Consider the following 17,517-nt stretch of genomic DNA (forward strand, 5'->3'; position numbering starts at 1 on the left):
TTTGTTTCAGCAACTTTTACATCTTAACAGGTTGCCGAGTGAATGTCAATAACTTTTTTGAGATTTTCTTGTTATTGATTAACGCAACCTAGATAGAATAACTGAAAGTTAGTTTTCTGTCAATACTATCTCTTAATCATTCCAAAAGATTTCTCACCATTTCAGAACATAAGATAATATAGCAGTTTTATAAGGTTTGGTCAACGAAAAAAAATCATTTGATTCACTTTTTTCTAAATCCGATGAATAGATATAAATAAAGTATTTTCGTTCGCTTTTTAACATTCAAAATGCTTGTTTCTATTAGTATAAAAAATTAATTTTCGTTATTCTATTTTTGATTTTTCCTTAACTCATAGTGCTGTCTTTCGCCTTCCTTTGATTTCTCTGGTAAAATAGTAATGTATTTATTTTTATATGAACGGAGGAACAATAAATGAAAGTACTAGTTGCGGATGACGATAAAGAGATTGTAGAACTCTTGAGTATTTATTTGCATAATGAGGGCTATGAAGTCGTAAAAGCATACGATGGTAAAGAAGCCTTGAGTAAACTTCGAACTACAAATAATATCGATTTACTACTATTAGATATTATGATGCCTGTTATGGATGGCATGCAAGTTGTAAAAGAATTACGAAAGGAATCACAGATTCCAATTATTATGCTAACAGCAAAAACTACTGATATGGATAAAATAAAAGGATTAGTGGCGGGTGCAGATGATTATGTAACCAAACCATTCAATCCATTAGAAGTTATGGCAAGAGTTAAGTCCTTATTGCGCCGAACAAAGATGCATGTCGCTGAAGATCAGCCAGATATCCTTGAAATTCAATCATTGATCATTAACAAAGATTCTCATGAAGTAAAAACTGTGGATGGAAAGGAAATTCAATTGACTGCCTTAGAATTTGGCATTTTATACTTATTAGCAAGTCATCCGAATCGTGTTTTCAGTGCGGATGAAATTTTTGAACGAGTGTGGAAACAAGAAAGTATAGTCTCCGCAAAAACGGTCATGGTTCATGTCAGCCACTTACGTGATAAGATCGAAGAAGCCACTGATGGTGAAAAAGTGATTCAAACCGTGTGGGGTGTTGGTTATAAAATAGATGCAAAATAAAGTAGAAAAGAAAAAACGTGTTAGTCTTACCTCAAAAGAAGTCAGTGAGCTAATAGCTGAAGGAATAGTTACAGTCATTTTGTTGCTTCTATTAAATGTGGCGATTATGGTACTTTTTACTCAGATGCTAAATAATTCGCCTGATTTAACCGATGCAATCTATCGTTCAAAAGATATTTTTGCTAGTAACCTCGGTAGTGATATCTTTTGGAGTGGTCGTAACTTTGTTATTCCTTTTTTCATTATCATTGATGTACTTATTGTATTTTGGCGACTAATCAGACGTTATCGACAGATGCAATTACGACATATTATTAATGAATTGCATTATATTGCAAACGGGAATTACGATTACCGAATTCCGTTTGAACTACGTGGTGATCTCAGCAAGGTTGTCGATAGTATAAATGGCTTGGTAGATAGTACTGTTGCAGCTATAGAAGATGAACGAGAAATTGAAAAATCGAAGGATGAATTGATTACAAATGTTAGTCACGACATTCGCACACCGCTGACCTCTATCATTGGTTATCTTGGGTTGATTGAAGATGGCCAATACCAAAGTAATGAGGAGATTCTTAAATATACAAGTATTGCATACAAAAAAGCCAAACAAATGAAATCCCTTGTTGAAGATCTATTTGAATATTCCAAGGTCCGCCAACCTTCTGTTCCTATTAATAATGTTTCTTTTGATATGGTACAGCTATTAGAGCAATTGGCCGCTGACTTCGAATTGGAAGCCAAGAAGAAAAATGTTCAAATACAAATTGAAACGAAAGAAGCTCAATTGGTAATGGATGGTGATACGGAAAAACTTGTTCGTGTCTTCAATAATCTAATTACAAATGCGCTAAAATACGGAACAAAAGCTAATAAAATTGCTATTGTGATCGAAAAAGCAAAAAATGAAGCAGTTGTCACTGTTAAAAATAATGGGTCACCAATTCCTAGAGAGGCTCTAGATCAATTATTCGATCGCTTTTATCGTGTTGATGGATCCCGTTCACAGGAAATCAGTGGAACTGGATTAGGTTTGGCTATTGCCCAAAATATAGTTAATCTTCATGGTGGATATATTTACGCTCAATCAAATGATGACTGGACTTCTTTTATTATTCACTTACCACTTTATAAAAATCAAATGAAGCCCACCCCAGATAATCATTGACTTTAAAATTTTGATTGCTTATACTAATCTCAATAAGATATGCAGGAAACCAAGTACGTAAGTTTGTTTTTTTAGAGAGTTGATGGCTGGTGAAAATCAACAAAACTACTTAGGGAAATCCAGTTTCATATTCTGCGTTTTTTGAAAAAAAAACCGGGTGACGCCGATAAGTGTCGATCAAGTGCAGCTTATGCTGAATTTGGGTGGTACCGCGAAATTCAACACCGTTTCGTCCCTGTTTTAGGGATGAAACGGTGTTTTTTATTTTAAAGGAGGAAAAACAATGCTAGATGTTAAAATGATTCGCAATAACTTTCCGGAAGTAAACGAAAAATTAGCGACTCGAGGTGTAAAAAAAGATGTATTGGAGCATTTCTTAGATTTAGATGAACAACGCCGGCAATTACTGGTAAAAACAGAAGAATTAAAAAAATATCGTAATGACGTTTCAAGTGAAATTGCAAAACTGAAGCGTGAAAAAATTGATGCATCAAAAAAAATTGAGGAAATGAAAACGGTAGGTGTAAAAATTAAAGACTTTGATGCTCAAGTATCAGAGATTGATACACAATTAACTGAGATCGCAACAACTCTACCAAACTTGCCTCATGATTCTGTACCAATCGGCGAAGATGAAGATGATAATGTAGAGGTTCACCGTTGGAGCTCTCCTCGGGAGTTCTCTTTTGAACCAAAACCACATTGGGAAGTCGCAGAAAACTTGGATATCTTAGATTTTGAGCGTGGTGCAAAAGTATCAGGTAGCCGTTTTGTTTATTACAAGGGTTTAGGCGCACGATTGGAACGTGCGGTTTACAACTTTATGTTAGACGAACATGTTTATGAACAAGGCTACACAGAGATGATTACACCCTATTTAGTAAATAGCAAATCAATGTTTGGTACAGGACAATTTCCAAAATTTAAAGAGGATGTCTTTCAAATTGAAGATCGTGACTTAACGTTGATACCAACTGCAGAAGTACCTCTAACAAACTATTATGCTGATGAAATTTTAGATGGTGAAGATTTACCGATCTACTTCACAGCTTTATCTCCTTCTTTTCGTTCTGAAGCAGGTAGCGCTGGACGTGATACACGTGGATTAATTCGTTTACACCAATTCCACAAAGTAGAAATGGTGAAGTTCAGTGATAAAGAATCTTCTTATGATGAATTAGAAAAAATGACTCAAAATGCTGAGATTCTCTTACAAAAATTAAACTTGCCATATCGTGTCATCACCTTATGCACAGGAGATATGGGCTTCTCAGCGGCTAAAACTTACGATTTGGAGGTTTGGGTACCCGCCCAAAATACTTACCGTGAAATTAGTTCTTGTTCAAATTGCGAAGATTTTCAAGCACGTCGAGCAATGATACGTTATCGCAACCACGAGGGCAAAGTCCAGTATGCTCATACCTTAAATGGTTCTGGGCTAGCCGTTGGTCGAACTGTAACGGCTATCCTAGAAAATTATCAAAACGAAGACGGTTCAGTTACAATTCCAGAAGTCTTAGTCCCTTATATGGGGAACATCAAAGTCATCAAGAAAGAGAAGTAATTTATAAAAATAGCACTTTCGCATATGCGAAAGTGCTATTTTGATGAGAAACAATTTCTTTTCTATTGCTCAACTGAATAATTCGGTGCCTCTTTGGTAATTTGAACGTCATGAGGGTGTGATTCTTTTAGTCCATTGCCGCTCATTTGAACAAATTGAGCATTTTCACGTAAATGCTCTAAATTCCCGGCACCAACATAACCCATTCCTGCTTTTAGACCACCAATCATTTGAAAAATGATGTCTGCTGCAGTTCCTTTGTAAGCAACACGACCTTCAATACCCTCAGGAACCAACTTATTTGCCTCATTAACACCGCTTTGGAAATAACGATCACTTGAACCTTTTTCCATCGCCCCCAAAGAACCCATTCCACGATATGTTTTAAAACGACGACCTTGATAAATTTCAAATTCTCCAGGAGATTCGTCTGTCCCAGCAAGCATTGAACCAAGCATAACTGCATGTCCTCCTGCTGCTAATGCTTTTACGATATCTCCAGAATATTTGATTCCGCCATCAGCGATAATAGCCTTGCCATACTGACGTGCAACTGAGGCAGCATCATAAATTGCTGTTAATTGAGGTACTCCTACACCAGCAACAACCCGTGTTGTACAGATGGAACCAGGTCCAATACCTACTTTTACAACATCGACGCCAGCATCATATAGAGCTTTTGCCCCTTCAGCTGTTGCAATATTACCAGCAATCAAAGTTGCATCTGGAAATGTTTTACGGATTTCACTAATTTTACGCAAAACGCCTGCGCTGTGCCCATGAGCTGTATCAATTACAATACCATCCGCCCCTGCTTTCAGCAATGCTTCAGCACGTTCAAAAGTATCACTAGTGACCCCTACTGCTGCTGCAACCAACAAACGGCCATGTTCATCTTTAGCAGCATTAGGAAATTCAATAACTTTTTCAATATCTTTAATTGTAATCAGACCACTTAGCCAACCTTTTTCGTCAACGATAGGTAACTTTTCGATTTTGTGCTTTTGCAATATTTTTTCAGCATCTTGCAGTTTAGTTCCCACAGGTGCTGTTACTAGACCTTCTTTAGTCATAACTTCATGAATCGGGATATCATAATTTGTTACAAACCGCATATCCCTATTCGTAATGATACCGACTAATTTTCGATTTTCCAAAGTTTCTACAATTGGCACACCGCTAATACGATAGCGACTCATTAAATCTTCGGCATCCTGAACTTTGTGTTCTGGTGTCAAGAAAAACGGATCAATGATTACTCCGCTTTCTGAACGTTTTACTTTACGAACCTCATCTGCTTGGGCAGCAACACTCATATTTTTATGGATGACTCCAAGTCCACCTTGTCGAGCCATAGCAATTGCCATTTTACTATCTGTCACAGTATCCATACTTGCACTCATTAACGGAATATTTAATTTAATATTTTTCGCCAAATGTACACTCATATCAACTTCATTTGGTAATACATGACTCTCCGCCGGAACCAACAAAACATCATCAAATGTCAGACCTTTTTTTGCAAATTTCGTTTCCCAATTAGACATTGTTCGTTACCACTCCCCAGAATTATTTTTAATAAAAAAACTAACAGAATGAGCGAGTGAAGTCAATAACTTGTGTCGAAATCCTCATCTAACCTTTATTTTTCTACAAAATCAAACCACTCTTCTATTCGATCCTTTGTTACTTCGATATCTTTTCCAATAATTTGATAAGTGGCTTGATTGGTTTCTATATCCCTAACCAAATAGAACCCTTCCTTATTTGAAAAATCATCTAGATGAATCACAGTATAACGATCTCCAATTTTTTGGATACCTTTGAGCACGTCTTTCAGTAACATTTTGGCCTGATGAATATTTTCTTGCCGCTCTTGCGCCTTTTCGACGGCTGCAGTAAGTGTATATCCTTCATCTAAATAATGTTTAATAATTTCCACTTTGATTACCATAGGAAGCCTAAATTTCCTATTTCCACTTTTCTCCCCCGTTGATTCAATATATTTTCTTTGTTCCCAATAACGAATTTGACGAGGCGAAACATTTGTCATTTTACTTAATTCACTGATTCCTATTAATAAGTCATCACTTTCAAGGAGCTGTTTAACTGTATTATTCTTCACTACGCATCCCTCACTTTACATCCCGATTATACTTCCTCTAACATTCGTGTCAAGTAAGTTGACAAAAATAAACGATAGCAGTAAAGTAACAAACGAATATTTATTATTTCTGAAAATTTTCAAAAAAAGAAAGAAGGCGTTAGATCGTGGGTAATAATCAAACGATCGATATTTATGGGAAACCCTACAACCGCACCTTACTAGTCGTAGTACTATTAATTGGTACATTTTGTACGGTGTTAAACCAAACATTGTTAACAACAGCTTTTCCAACACTGATGAAAGCTTTCGATATCTCTGCTTCTAGTGTTCAATGGCTAACTACGGGCTTCTTGCTAGTTAATGGGATTATGATTCCAATCAGTGCATGGCTTATTAATAAATTTAGTTCGAAAAAATTGTATTTAGCTGCAATGACCATTTTTTTAATTGGCACAGTTACTTGTTTCATGGCACCAAATTTTTCTATTCTATTGATTGGGCGACTTATACAAGCTGCAGGGGTGGGAATTTCAATGCCATTACTGCAAAATATTATGTTGTCAATATTTCCCCCTGAAAAACGTGGTTCAGCTATGGGAATGGCTGGTATCGTGATTGGGCTTGCTCCCGCTTTAGGACCTACCCTTTCTGGTTGGATCATTGACCACTACACTTGGCGTGATCTTTTCGGTATGGTAATTCCTATTGTTATTTTAGTACTAGTACTAGCTACCTTTTTAATGAAAAGTGTTATTCGATTATCTAATCCAAATATTGATATATTATCGGCCTTACTGTCGACGATTGGGTTCGGAAGTTTGCTATATGGTTTTTCTTCTGTTGGTAATAACGGCTGGAGCAATGCAAAAGTTATTGTTTTTTTAATCGCAGGAATAGTAGTCATCAGTTTATTTGTATGGCGACAACTACGACTAGAACAGCCTTTTTTAGAACTACGTGTATTTAAGTCCTCAACCTTTACAATTGCAGCTATTTTAAGTGGTGTGGTTAATATGGCAATGGTTGGCGCAGAAATGGTTCTTCCTTTATATATTCAAAATATCCGTGGAGAGTCAGCTTTTCACTCTGGTTTAATGTTGTTGCCTGGAGCTTTGATTATGGGATTAATGATGCCTATTACTGGGGCAATCTTTGACAAACATGGGGCAAAACGTTTAGCAATCAGTGGGATGCTAATTCTAACGGCTGCTACTTTACCATTTGCATTTTTGACCTCCGAAACCCCCATTGCTATGATTGTAATTTTATATGCAATCAGAATGTTCGGTATCTCTATGGTCATGATGCCAGTCACTACTTCTGGGATGAACGCTTTACCTATGAACTTAATCAGTCATGGAACAGCCGTAAACAATACTTTCCGTCAAGTAGCAAGCTCAATCGGAACAGCTATATTGATTAGTGTATTGACCAATGTTACAAAAGATAATTTACCAGCAGCCCACCTATTAAAAACGTTACCGTTATTTTACAAAAATCAAGCAATCAGTGCTACTCTCTCTGGTTATCATGCGGCTTTTTATGTTGCTGTAATATTTAGTGTTGTCGGTTTTATCATTACCTTCTTCTTAAAGAACAATAAAAAGGTTGAAGGAGGTATGACAAAATGATTTTTGCTATAACAATTATCAGTGTATTGGCTTTTGCTTTAACAAATATTTTTGCCAAAAAGACCTGGCAAAAATTACTTTCAATGATCTTCGCAATAATTTTCCTGATCAGTTTAATCTTTATTACAGCAAATGATCGCTATCACTATGCTATGAAGAAAACTACTGAAACAACTACTCAGACTTTGATATCTGCTACTAATAATAAAGACATAAACCTGTTGCTGTATCAACCACTTGGTAATGGAACAGAGAAAATCTATTTATATAAAACCAATGAATCTCAAAAGAAACCGAGAACAACTGGAATAAATCATGTAGAAAATACCTTAAAAAAGAATCAATCACAGACACAATTACGAACAGATAAAACATATTGGGTTTACAAAAATGATACCGCAAGATTCTGGTTTGGACTTTCAAGTAAAAATCATCAACTAATCAAAGAAAAAAATACGTTCAATGTTTCAAAAGATTGGTTAATACTAAGTACTGATCAAGCGAAAAATTTAACAAAATTAATAGCTGAAAATGAATCCTCAATGCAAAAAGAATCTAAAAGCTTTATCCAAGAAAAAGTTAAAAATGCTATGATTCAAGATCCTACAATGGATCAAGTAGCACAGAAAAAAATAGTGCAAGAAGCTATGAAAGAATATCACCGACAAGTAATCGCAAAATTAATTACTAAAGTAACTAATTAAGAGGTATCAATAAAACAATAATAGACATCAAATTCTTTATAAATGAATTTGATGTCTATTATTTTCCTAAAGATTAAAAGAGTTGAATCATTCAACTCTCTTAATCACTGAGAGCCCAAAGTATTACTCTCTAATCGTTTATACAACTTTCTAAATGGTTCAAAAAAAGATGAGATGTGCCCATGTAGAAAAAATAGATAAAAGTACCTAGAATTTGTACTGCCTACAAAAAAATGGATTTTCTGACTGTCTTTATCCTATAGGGTGATTTTTAGATCACCGCTTCTTTTTATCTACGTGGAGCAGTGGCTAGACTACTGATGATCCCGAAACGTTTTTTCAAGTAATAGCGTAACGCCAGAGCAAGAGCCGATAAAACAACCATTATCATAGGTTCAAGAACAGGATTAAGAGCTGGTGGAAGCAACGCTGCACCATTGAAAACTAAGAACCACACAATAGTAACCGAGGCTAGCATAAGAACTGTTTTCCACGTTTTTGGCTTTTTCGACTTATCTGCCCCAGGTTGCTCAAACTGGTAAACAAATAAATACATCATATAAAATACTAATCCACCAACAGCAGAAGCCACAATTAGTGTTGTTAAACCATAAGTAACTGTTTGTGTTCCACGTGAAACAAACAATCCCATGATTCCGGCAACAATACCTAATAGACCAAATAACAATAAGAAATTATCTAACCACATCAAGGAAGCTGTAGTTGATTTTTTCTGCTCAACCGGTTTATTGACAATCGCATCCAATCGTTCTGAAACAGTTCCAAATAATTGTCGCGCTGTTTTTCCGGATTTTTGTTCTTCGACTAAAGTTGGCAACATCTCATTCAAGGCTGCGATAGTTTGTTCATCCGTCAAGTTCGCTGCTTTTAAAGCTTTTTTTAGATCAAAAATGTATTGCTCGTTACGCTTAGTCAGCTTCTCTTCAAGTTGAACATTTTCTGCTTGCAACGTTTGTAACTTTTCTGGTTCCATTGTTTCTTTCCTCCCTAAACGTTGAAACGGAACAACATTACATCGCCGTCTTGTACGATATAATCTTTTCCTTCTAATCTGACACGTCCAGCCTCTTTCGCCGCGTGCATACTGCCGTATTTATTTAAATCTTCAAAAGATACTGTCTCAGCACGAATAAAACCACGTTCAAAATCGGTGTGGATGATTCCGGCCGCTTGGGGAGCTTTCGTTCCTTTTCGGAATGTCCATGCACGAACTTCTTGTTCGCCCGCAGTAAAGTAAGTTGCTAATCCTAATAAATCATATGCCGTTCGAATAAGTTGATCTAGCCCAGATTCTTCAATCCCCATTGCTTCTAAAAATTCAGCTTTGTCTTCCTCTTCCAACTCTGCAATTTCTTCTTCCGCCTCAGCACAAACAACAATTACTTCAGAATGTTCGCTAGCCGCAAAATTACGTACAGTCTGTACATATTCATTATCAGATGGACTAGCAACTGTATCTTCATCAACATTTGCTACATAAAGAACTGGTTTACTCGTTAACAAGAATAAGCCTTTTACGATTTTTTGTTCTTCTTCCGTAAATTCGATTGTTCTGGCAGAATATCCTTCTTCTAAAACAGGTTTCAATTTATCCAATACAGCTAATTCTGCTACTGCGGTCTTTTCTTTTGTTTTCGCGACTTTTGCTACACGAGCATAACGTTTATTAATCGAATCAAGGTCAGCTAATACTAATTCCAAATTAATTGTTTCTATATCCTCTAATGGATCGACCCTGCCCTCAACATGGGTGATATTTTCGTTGTCAAAACATCGTACCACATGACAAATCGCATCAACTTGGCGAATATGGCTTAAAAATTGATTTCCTAAACCTTCCCCCTTACTAGCTCCTTTTACAATACCAGCAATATCAGTAAATTCAAAAGTTGTCGGGACCGTTTTTTTCGGGTGAACCAACTCAGTTAGACGTTCTAAACGCCAATCAGGTACCTCTACCATTCCAACATTTGGATCAATTGTCGCAAAAGGATAGTTAGCAGCCTCTGCACCTGCTTTAGTAATTGCATTAAATAATGTAGATTTACCAACATTGGGCAATCCTACGATTCCGGCTGTTAAGGCCATGGTTTACTTCACTCTTTCTCTACTAAGGAATTATTCTTGAGTTGAAATGCTTTTCTTCTCAAGGATTTTTTTCATTTTTTTTTCAAAGTCACGGCGTGTCATCATAACAATATGTCCACAGTTGACACATTTTATTTTGATATCCGCCCCCATACGAATGATCTCCCAGCGATTAGTCTGGCAGGCATGCGGTTTCTTCATCTCAACGATATCACCTAAATCATACATCTGGCAAACCTCCATGTTCGTATTCATCGTTTTTAAGGATTAACCATTTACGACTCATCAAAATGTATATTTAAAATATCTAAAATGCGAGTAAGGTCCGATGGTGATAGATACTCAATCGAAATCTTTCCTTTACCATCTTTTTCAACAATCTCGACACCTGTTCCGAATTTATCCATCAAGCGATCTTCGCTTTCTCGTAAATAATAAGGTTTTTCCTTGGTCAAACGCGGACCGTTTTTCTTATCCTTTGCTTTACCTTCATTGTATTCATTAACAATCTGTTCTAATTGACGAACCGTCAAGCTCTCTTTTACCGCACGATTTGCTAATTTCAAGATCTGATCTTTTTTCTTTAAACCTAACAAAGTACGTGCTTGTCCCATTGACAAACGCTCATCCTGCACCATTTCCTTAACTAATTTAGGTAATGTCAACAAACGTAAATAATTAGCGATATAAGGACGACTTTTGCCTAAACGATTGGCTACATCAGCTTGTGTTAGCTTTAAGTTTTTCATCAACATCTCATAAGCTTCGGCTTCTTCCAATGGATTCAAATCTTCTCGTTGTAAGTTTTCCAATACTGCAATTTGCATCATGGCTTCCTCGTCGAATTCACGAATGATTGCAGGAATTGTCTCTTTGCCTGCCAATTTGGAGGCACGGAAACGACGTTCACCGGCAATTAACTCATAACCTTTGACGGCGGATTTTCTTACAATAATCGGTTGAAAAACCCCAGATTGTTCGATGGAATTAGCTAACTCCTGTAAAGTTGTCTCATCAAATGATTTCCGTGGTTGATAAGGGTTGGGGCGTAGATCGCTTAATGGAATCTCGACTACTTGATCCTTCTTCATATCAACTTCTTCAATCTCAGAAAGATCTTGAAATAAGGCATCGATTCCACGGCCTAATCCTTTATTTTTGCTCACGAACTAACACTTCCTTTGCTAGAGCTTGATAAACTTCAGCGCCTTTTGAACGTGGATCATAATCAATGATTGGTTTTCCGTGACTAGGTGCTTCAGATAAACGGACATTTCTCGGAATAATCGTGTCATAGACCTTCTCTTGAAAATAACGACGAACCTCTTCTACCACTTCGGCACCAAGATTTGTGCGAGCATCATACATCGTTAATAATACACCTTCAATCTCTAGACCAGGATTGAAATGTTTTTGTACTAAACGAACGGTGTTTAACAACTGACTCAATCCTTCCAATGCATAATATTCGCATTGAACTGGAATCAAAATCGCATCACTAGCTGTGAATGCGTTAATTGTCAAGTGCCCTAATGATGGCGGGCAGTCCACCAAAATGAAGTCGTAATCATCACTGACCTCTGCCAAAGCACTTTTTAATCGTGATTCTCGAGCCATCATAGATGTTAATTCAATTTCCGCACCCGCTAATTGTAAAGTAGCTGGAACGATTGATAAATTTTCCCGTGAAGTTTTAATAATTGTCTCTTTGATTGGAACCTCGTTGACTAGAACATCGTAAATGTCTTGCTTCACATCAGGTTTACGCACGCCTAAACCGCTTGTGGCATTCCCCTGTGCATCGCTATCAATCAACAAGACTTTCTTACCATCATACGCTAAGCACGCACCCAAATTAACAGTCGTAGTCGTTTTACCGACACCACCTTTTTGGTTTGCAACAGATATGATCCGTGCCATCTAATTTCCTCCTAGTTTCTACTAAAAAATTTATTTTTCTAAGGAAAAATAAGTTGTTATACTCATTTAATTATTTTAAAGGTTGCTTATTTGGTAAACCCGGTTTGCGTGGATATTTTTTGGGGGTCTCTTTCTTTTTTTGCACTGTAATGATATGGCGTATATCGCCATTTGGTAATGAAACATCCTCAGCATCAATCAGCTTACCACCTAATAAAGCAATCGCTTGTTTTGCTTCAGCTAACTCTTCTTCACTTTTGGCTGCTTTTAAAGAAAAGAAATAACCGTTCTTTTTAACCAATGGTAAACAAAGTTCTGCCAAAACATTCAACCGAGCTACAGCACGGGCGGTCACAAAATCGAATGACTCACGAAATTCAGAATTTTGCCCAAAGCTTTCCGCTCTATCATGATAAAGATGAACACCATCCAACTGTAAATCATTTACCAATGTTGTTAAAAAATTAATTCGTTTATTTAATGAATCTACAATTGTCACTTCTAATTCTGGAAAAACGATCTTTAATGGTAAGCTAGGAAAACCAGCACCTGATCCTACATCACATAGCTTCCCCTTTGATTTAAATGTAGTTGAAAAGGCTAAGGTAATAGAATCATAAAAATGCTTTAAATAGACATCCCTGTGCTCCGTGATCGCCGTGAGATTCATCTTTTGATTCCAATCAACTAATAAGCGAAAATAAGTCGAGAATTGATCCATCTGTCTTGTTGATAGTTCGATTCCTTGTTTGCCTAATTCCATTTGAAATTCTTCTGGTGTCATAAGAAATCCTTTCATTTTCGTGAAACAGCAAAATGTTTCACAGACTATTCTCTACTTTAACGCATTATTGCTTTACATGCAATGGTTTACCTATGTTTCACACAGAGATTAATAAAGCTTTAATCCCATTTTTTATTCGTATTTTCTAAACAAAAATCATAAAATTTTTTCAAAACCGGAATTTCTAAATTATTTTTCTTCACTGCTAAATAAATATTTCGATCCTCCAAGTCATCCATAATGGTCAGTTTCTTCACAGGGAAAGAGTTGATTGATGGTATATTAGGCATAATTGCTATTCCGTAATTTTGTCCAACAAAGCCTAAAATACTATGATCTTCTTCTAATTCACAGACAATATCCAAATCTATTTTTAAATTTTGGACTTGTTGATCTAGGTATGGTCGTAGCCCACTTTGCTTACTGTAATAAACGTAAGGGTATTTAGTGGTATCTTTCAAAGAAATTTTGTCATATTTTGCCAAGGGATGCTCAGAAGGGACTACCACAACCATCTCTTCTTGTGTTAAAATTTGATAAATTAATTCAGAATCATTACTCACTTTTGAGCAAATCCCAATATCTATGCGATCATCAAGCAGCATTTGTATGATCTGATTGGAGTTTCCTTGTTGAAATTCAAAATTAATTTTTTGATACCCTTTCCGATGAAAGGATTGGGTCAATTTGGGTGCTAAATTTGCGCCCATCGTAAAAATGAATCCAAATTGAATTTCACCAGAATCAGGATCGATCATTTCTTGCAATTTTCGTTGACCTTTTTCGATCTCAGCCAGTGCCGGGGCGACATATCCATAAAAAATCCGTCCATGGCGGGTCAATTGGATATTTCGTCCTTTTTTTTCAAACAGAGTTACCCCAATCTCTTGTTCTAACATTGTCATTGAATGACTAATATTAGGTTGGGAGGTATTTGATTCTTTGGCTGCTTGCGTCATGTGTTCTGTTTGAGCTAGTATTACAAAAAATTCTAATTGTCGCAAATTCACTTCCTCACCCCGTTCACTAAAAATTATCTGCTTATTTGATAAATAGAGTTTATCAATTTTATTGATATAAATCATTAGTTTTCATAATAAAATTGAGTTATTATGTGGGTGACTTCAAGTGAAATACATCACAATAAAGGAGTCTTTTATGAAAAAAGAAAAATATCGCCTATTAATTACTAGTTTATATTTCAATTATATTTTCCAAGGAATGGCTGCTATTATTTTATCTCAGAATATGACGAACTTAAAAATTCAATGGCAAGCCACCACTGCTCAAGTTACATTGGTTATGAGTGCTATTGGACTAGGAAGAATTTTAAGTTTATATTTTTCCGGTTATTTCTCAGATAAGTTTGGACGAAAAAGGACAGTATTAATCGCTATTGCTTCTTATATTATCTTCTTTTGCGGAATGCTTTTGAGTCCGAATTATCAGTTAGCATTTTTTTTAGCGATGTTTGGTGGAGTTAGTAATGCTTTTCTAGATACTAGCACCTATCCGACATTGGTTGAAGCTTATCCTGATGAACGAGTAAATAGCTCACTTAGTGTTCTAAACAAAGCGTTTATCTCTCTTGGTCAGTTTCTACTTCCTTTTATTACACGTTATTTAATACAACACGATCTATTTTTTGGTTGGCCTTTTATTCTATGTGCTCTATGTTTATTTATTAATATGTTTTATCTACTGTTTGCCCGATTTCCGAATTCTGCAACAATTATTAAAAAAGAGACAGAGATTACTACAGTTAATGCACCGCAAAATCGGGGGAAATTCAAAATAGATGGAATCGCTTTATTGATTTTTTCTTTTGTTTCCGTTTCGTTGTTCAATATTTTTATTTTATGGATTCCTCAATATACGGAAAGTATGCAGATCGTTTCTCATGAAAATAGTTTAATTTTCGTCAGTCTTTATAGCACAGGTTCATTTATCTCAGTATTTTTTACTTCTGGTATAGTAAAAAGAGGAATCAACATACCTAAATTTATTAGTTTTTGTCTTTTAATATCAGGGATATCATTGCTTTTAATGCTACTCTATCCGAGCTTTTCAACTGTTATTATAGCAGCTATCTGTATCGGGATTTTTGCATCTGGTGGTATTTGGCAACTAGGTTTAGCTTTGATGTTGGAATTATTTCCTAAAAAGAAAGGGAAATATACCAGCTATTATTCACTAGCTACTTCTGTTTCTATTATGGTTACACCATATATTACCGGTATGCTTAGTGAACAAGGGATTACCTATGTTTTTTGGTTCGTCATTCTTTTGAATGTTATTGGTTTGATGGCTTCACTAGTCATCGTTCATCGCTATAATAAATTAGTAAAACGATTAGTCTTAAGCTAATCGTTTTATTTATTCACTTTATTGATTTCATCAATATAATGTATTAGTCTTCCAGCAAAATACATCCTAAAATAGAGATAAAACATTGTGATTTATTTCCTAAAAAAAGAGGGATAAAAAGGCTCCGTTTGAAAATCTTTGAACAAATAAATTTGAAAAGAGGAATATACCATGACTGAAAGACTTACCGGACACACCTTATTAATTAGCTTGATTGCAACACCTATTCGCCACAGCATGTCTCCTACGATGCATAACGAAGCTTTTGCTAAGCTAGGACTTGATTACGCTTATTTGGCATTTGAAGTTGGTAATGAAGAATTAAAAGATACAATTCAAGGAATTCGCGCTTTAGGTATTCGTGGATCAAATGTTTCGATGCCAAATAAACAAGCAATCATTCCTTATTTAGATGAGGTATCTCCCGAAGCTACTCTGATTGGTGCAGTAAATACCGTTACTAATATTGATGGCAAAGGTCATCTCGTTGGATACAATACAGATGGAATAGGTGCAATGGAGGCGTTAAAGGATGAGGGAATCGGAGTAAAAGACCAAATTATTACCTTAACAGGTGCTGGCGGTGCTGGCACAGCCATCGCCATCCAAGCAGCCTTTGACGGTGCTAAAGAATTACGAATTTTCAATATTGACGACACTGTCTTTTCCAACGCCAAAGAAACTGCCCGTAAAATCAATGAAAATACAGCTTGTCAAGCAACTGTTACAGATTTAGCTGATCAAAAGGCATTCAAAAAATCTATCTCAGAGAGTAATATTTACATTGATGCAACCGGTGTTGGTATGAAACCTTTGGAAGATATCAGTTTAATCAATGACTCGACCCTTATTCGGCCAGATTTGGTTGTATTTGATGTCGTTTATTCTCCTAGAGAAACTAAATTGCTGAAATTTGCTAAAAAACATGGGGCAAAAAAAGCTATTAATGGGCTCGGTATGATGCTTTATCAAGGTGCTGCTGCATTTAAACTATTTACTGGGGAAGATATGCCTGTTAGTTATATTAAAGAGCTTTTATTTAAAGTTTAGGGGGAATAACATGAAAACAGTAACTGTTGATCAAATTACAATTGGTGAAGGCCTGCCAAAAATTATCGTGCCTATGGTAGGTCAAACTAAAGAAGAGTTGGTGTCGGAAGCAAAAGCTATCCATGCATTAGATTGTGATCTAGTGGAGTGGCGAATAGATTTTTTTGAACACGTTCAGGACTCACAATCTGTTGCTGAACTTTCGCACAATCTAAAAGCTATTTTAGAAAAACCATTACTAATCACTTTCCGTACAAAAAAAGAAGGCGGCGTTTGTGAACTTTCAGACTGTGAGTATTTTAACCTTTATAAAGCCATCATAGTGGAAGGAAGCTTAGACTTATTGGACGTGGAATTATTCATGGCAGAGGATAAAGTGGCAGAAGTGATTGATCTAGCACATAAAAACAATATTAAAATTATTATGTGCAATCATGATTTTGATAAAACCCCAGAAAAAAATGAGATCATTACTCGCCTAAGGACCATGCAAAATAAGGGTGCTGATATCTGCAAGATTGCAGTAATGCCGAAATCTTCTGCAGACGTATTAACATTATTAGAAGCAACACATGAAATGTATGAGTATTATGCCGATGTTCCTTTGATTACTATGTCAATGGGAGCACTAGGAATGGTTAGTCGTATCTCTGGTCAAGTTTTTGGTTCTGCAGCGACTTTCGGTTCCGCTGGAACAGCTTCGGCGCCGGGACAAGTTCCCGTTGCTGAATTACGTAAAATGTTAACAACGTTAAAACTAAACTAAATGGGGTTCTAATAGAATCGCTGTTGTTTTCAAAACTGACACAAGCAAATGAATTTATATGGACAATATTTCTACAAATAGCCCAATTTTTACAGAGAAATTGAGATTACTCTTTGAGAAACTTTAAATATAATAAAATAAAATCGATATTTTATTATCAGCCTCTATAAAAAAGAGAGCAACCTTTAATGTCACAATAAGGGTTGCTCTCTTTTTAA

The 17,517-nt window shown here is 35.9% G+C and carries 17 protein-coding genes and 1 other annotated feature; of the genes, 8 read left to right on the forward strand and 9 right to left on the reverse strand.

What is annotated here, in order from left to right; all coding sequences use genetic code 11:
- Positions 1-436 precede the first annotated feature (436 nt).
- From croR to serS, 3 genes are all read left to right on the forward strand, one after another.
- Positions 437-1,126: a response regulator transcription factor CroR gene (gene croR, locus JZO85_RS17040; protein ID WP_207109721.1), complete on the forward strand. Its 690-nt coding sequence runs from the start codon at positions 437-439 to the stop codon at positions 1,124-1,126.
- The gene (locus tag JZO85_RS17045; protein ID WP_207109722.1) at positions 1,116-2,297 is read left to right on the forward strand and encodes a sensor histidine kinase; all 1,182 of its coding nucleotides are present in this window, start codon (positions 1,116-1,118) and stop codon (positions 2,295-2,297) included. Before croR ends, JZO85_RS17045 begins: the two co-directional genes overlap by 11 nt.
- A 30-nt stretch (positions 2,298-2,327) precedes the next feature.
- Positions 2,328-2,537: a binding site (T-box leader), on the forward strand.
- A gap of 43 nt (positions 2,538-2,580) precedes the next feature.
- Positions 2,581-3,861 carry a serine--tRNA ligase gene (gene serS / locus JZO85_RS17050; RefSeq protein ID WP_207109723.1) on the forward strand — a complete coding sequence of 427 codons (1,281 nt, stop codon included), beginning with the start codon at positions 2,581-2,583 and terminating at the stop codon, positions 3,859-3,861.
- 62 nt (positions 3,862-3,923) lie between these two features.
- Here serS and guaB read toward each other — a convergent pair whose 3' ends face one another.
- Positions 3,924-5,408, reverse strand: coding sequence for an IMP dehydrogenase (gene guaB / locus JZO85_RS17055; protein ID WP_207109724.1), 1,485 nt, complete (start codon positions 5,406-5,408; stop codon positions 3,924-3,926).
- Positions 5,409-5,503: 95 nt separating this feature from the next.
- On the reverse strand, positions 5,504-5,986 hold the full coding sequence (locus JZO85_RS17060) for a MerR family transcriptional regulator (RefSeq protein ID WP_207109725.1): 483 nt from the start codon (positions 5,984-5,986) through the stop codon (positions 5,504-5,506).
- Between the two features lie 146 nt (positions 5,987-6,132).
- Between JZO85_RS17060 and JZO85_RS17065 the strand changes: the two genes are divergently transcribed.
- Both JZO85_RS17065 and JZO85_RS17070 read left to right on the forward strand, forming a co-directional pair.
- On the forward strand, positions 6,133-7,599 hold the full coding sequence (locus tag JZO85_RS17065) for a DHA2 family efflux MFS transporter permease subunit (RefSeq protein ID WP_207109726.1): 1,467 nt from the start codon (positions 6,133-6,135) through the stop codon (positions 7,597-7,599).
- Positions 7,596-8,303: a DUF4811 domain-containing protein gene (locus JZO85_RS17070; RefSeq protein WP_207109727.1), complete on the forward strand. Its 708-nt coding sequence runs from the start codon at positions 7,596-7,598 to the stop codon at positions 8,301-8,303. Before JZO85_RS17065 ends, JZO85_RS17070 begins: the two co-directional genes overlap by 4 nt.
- Positions 8,304-8,592: 289 nt before the next feature.
- Here the strand turns inward: JZO85_RS17070 and JZO85_RS17075 are convergent, their stop codons facing one another.
- The 7 genes from JZO85_RS17075 to JZO85_RS17105 all read right to left on the reverse strand — a co-directional run bounded on the left by JZO85_RS17075 (position 8,593) and on the right by JZO85_RS17105 (position 14,126).
- Positions 8,593-9,297, reverse strand: a complete 705-nt coding sequence (locus JZO85_RS17075) for a DUF1129 domain-containing protein (protein ID WP_207109728.1) — start codon at positions 9,295-9,297, stop codon at positions 8,593-8,595.
- A 14-nt stretch (positions 9,298-9,311) separates the two neighbouring features.
- Entirely contained in the window at positions 9,312-10,412 is a 1,101-nt protein-coding gene (ychF, locus tag JZO85_RS17080; RefSeq protein WP_207109729.1) for a redox-regulated ATPase YchF, read from the reverse strand.
- Positions 10,413-10,442: 30 nt separating this feature from the next.
- Positions 10,443-10,640: a DUF951 domain-containing protein gene (locus tag JZO85_RS17085; RefSeq protein ID WP_207109730.1), complete on the reverse strand. Its 198-nt coding sequence runs from the start codon at positions 10,638-10,640 to the stop codon at positions 10,443-10,445.
- A 47-nt stretch (positions 10,641-10,687) separates the two neighbouring features.
- Entirely contained in the window at positions 10,688-11,578 is an 891-nt protein-coding gene (locus tag JZO85_RS17090) for a ParB/RepB/Spo0J family partition protein (protein WP_088933986.1), read from the reverse strand.
- On the reverse strand, positions 11,565-12,332 hold the full coding sequence (locus JZO85_RS17095) for a ParA family protein (RefSeq protein WP_010742543.1): 768 nt from the start codon (positions 12,330-12,332) through the stop codon (positions 11,565-11,567). The genes JZO85_RS17090 and JZO85_RS17095 overlap by 14 nt, the downstream gene beginning before the upstream one ends.
- A gap of 70 nt (positions 12,333-12,402) precedes the next feature.
- Positions 12,403-13,116 (reverse strand): 16S rRNA (guanine(527)-N(7))-methyltransferase RsmG, encoded by a 714-nt coding sequence (rsmG, locus tag JZO85_RS17100; protein ID WP_207109731.1) that lies wholly within the window; start codon positions 13,114-13,116, stop codon positions 12,403-12,405.
- A gap of 119 nt (positions 13,117-13,235) precedes the next feature.
- Complete coding sequence (locus tag JZO85_RS17105; RefSeq protein WP_207109732.1) at positions 13,236-14,126, reverse strand: LysR substrate-binding domain-containing protein; 891 nt, start codon at positions 14,124-14,126, stop codon at positions 13,236-13,238.
- Positions 14,127-14,274: 148 nt separating this feature from the next.
- Here JZO85_RS17105 and JZO85_RS17110 point away from each other — a divergent pair, with 148 nt between their 5' ends.
- From JZO85_RS17110 to aroD, 3 genes are all read left to right on the forward strand, one after another.
- Positions 14,275-15,483 carry an MFS transporter gene (locus JZO85_RS17110; RefSeq protein ID WP_207109733.1) on the forward strand — a complete coding sequence of 403 codons (1,209 nt, stop codon included), beginning with the start codon at positions 14,275-14,277 and terminating at the stop codon, positions 15,481-15,483.
- 171 nt (positions 15,484-15,654) lie between these two features.
- Complete coding sequence (locus JZO85_RS17115) at positions 15,655-16,533, forward strand: shikimate dehydrogenase (RefSeq protein ID WP_207109734.1); 879 nt, start codon at positions 15,655-15,657, stop codon at positions 16,531-16,533.
- A gap of 10 nt (positions 16,534-16,543) precedes the next feature.
- Positions 16,544-17,299, forward strand: coding sequence for a type I 3-dehydroquinate dehydratase (gene aroD / locus JZO85_RS17120; protein ID WP_207109735.1), 756 nt, complete (start codon positions 16,544-16,546; stop codon positions 17,297-17,299).
- Positions 17,300-17,517 lie beyond the last annotated feature (218 nt).

Origin of the sequence: Candidatus Enterococcus murrayae (assembly GCF_017315985.1) — a bacterium.
Classification (GTDB): Bacteria; Bacillota; Bacilli; order Lactobacillales; family Enterococcaceae; genus Enterococcus_A; species Enterococcus_A murrayae.

Coding starts and splice junctions, on each gene's coding strand:
- croR (WP_207109721.1), top strand. CDS start 437: ATGAAAGTACTAGTTGCGGATGACGATAAAGAGATTGTAGAACTCTTG.
- JZO85_RS17045 (WP_207109722.1), top strand. CDS start 1,116: ATGCAAAATAAAGTAGAAAAGAAAAAACGTGTTAGTCTTACCTCAAAA.
- serS (WP_207109723.1), top strand. CDS start 2,581: ATGCTAGATGTTAAAATGATTCGCAATAACTTTCCGGAAGTAAACGAA.
- guaB (WP_207109724.1), bottom strand. CDS start 5,408: ATGTCTAATTGGGAAACGAAATTTGCAAAAAAAGGTCTGACATTTGAT.
- JZO85_RS17070 (WP_207109727.1), top strand. CDS start 7,596: ATGATTTTTGCTATAACAATTATCAGTGTATTGGCTTTTGCTTTAACA.
- JZO85_RS17075 (WP_207109728.1), bottom strand. CDS start 9,297: ATGGAACCAGAAAAGTTACAAACGTTGCAAGCAGAAAATGTTCAACTT.
- ychF (WP_207109729.1), bottom strand. CDS start 10,412: ATGGCCTTAACAGCCGGAATCGTAGGATTGCCCAATGTTGGTAAATCT.
- JZO85_RS17085 (WP_207109730.1), bottom strand. CDS start 10,640: ATGTATGATTTAGGTGATATCGTTGAGATGAAGAAACCGCATGCCTGC.
- JZO85_RS17095 (WP_010742543.1), bottom strand. CDS start 12,332: ATGGCACGGATCATATCTGTTGCAAACCAAAAAGGTGGTGTCGGTAAA.
- rsmG (WP_207109731.1), bottom strand. CDS start 13,116: ATGACACCAGAAGAATTTCAAATGGAATTAGGCAAACAAGGAATCGAA.
- JZO85_RS17110 (WP_207109733.1), top strand. CDS start 14,275: ATGAAAAAAGAAAAATATCGCCTATTAATTACTAGTTTATATTTCAAT.
- JZO85_RS17115 (WP_207109734.1), top strand. CDS start 15,655: ATGACTGAAAGACTTACCGGACACACCTTATTAATTAGCTTGATTGCA.
- aroD (WP_207109735.1), top strand. CDS start 16,544: ATGAAAACAGTAACTGTTGATCAAATTACAATTGGTGAAGGCCTGCCA.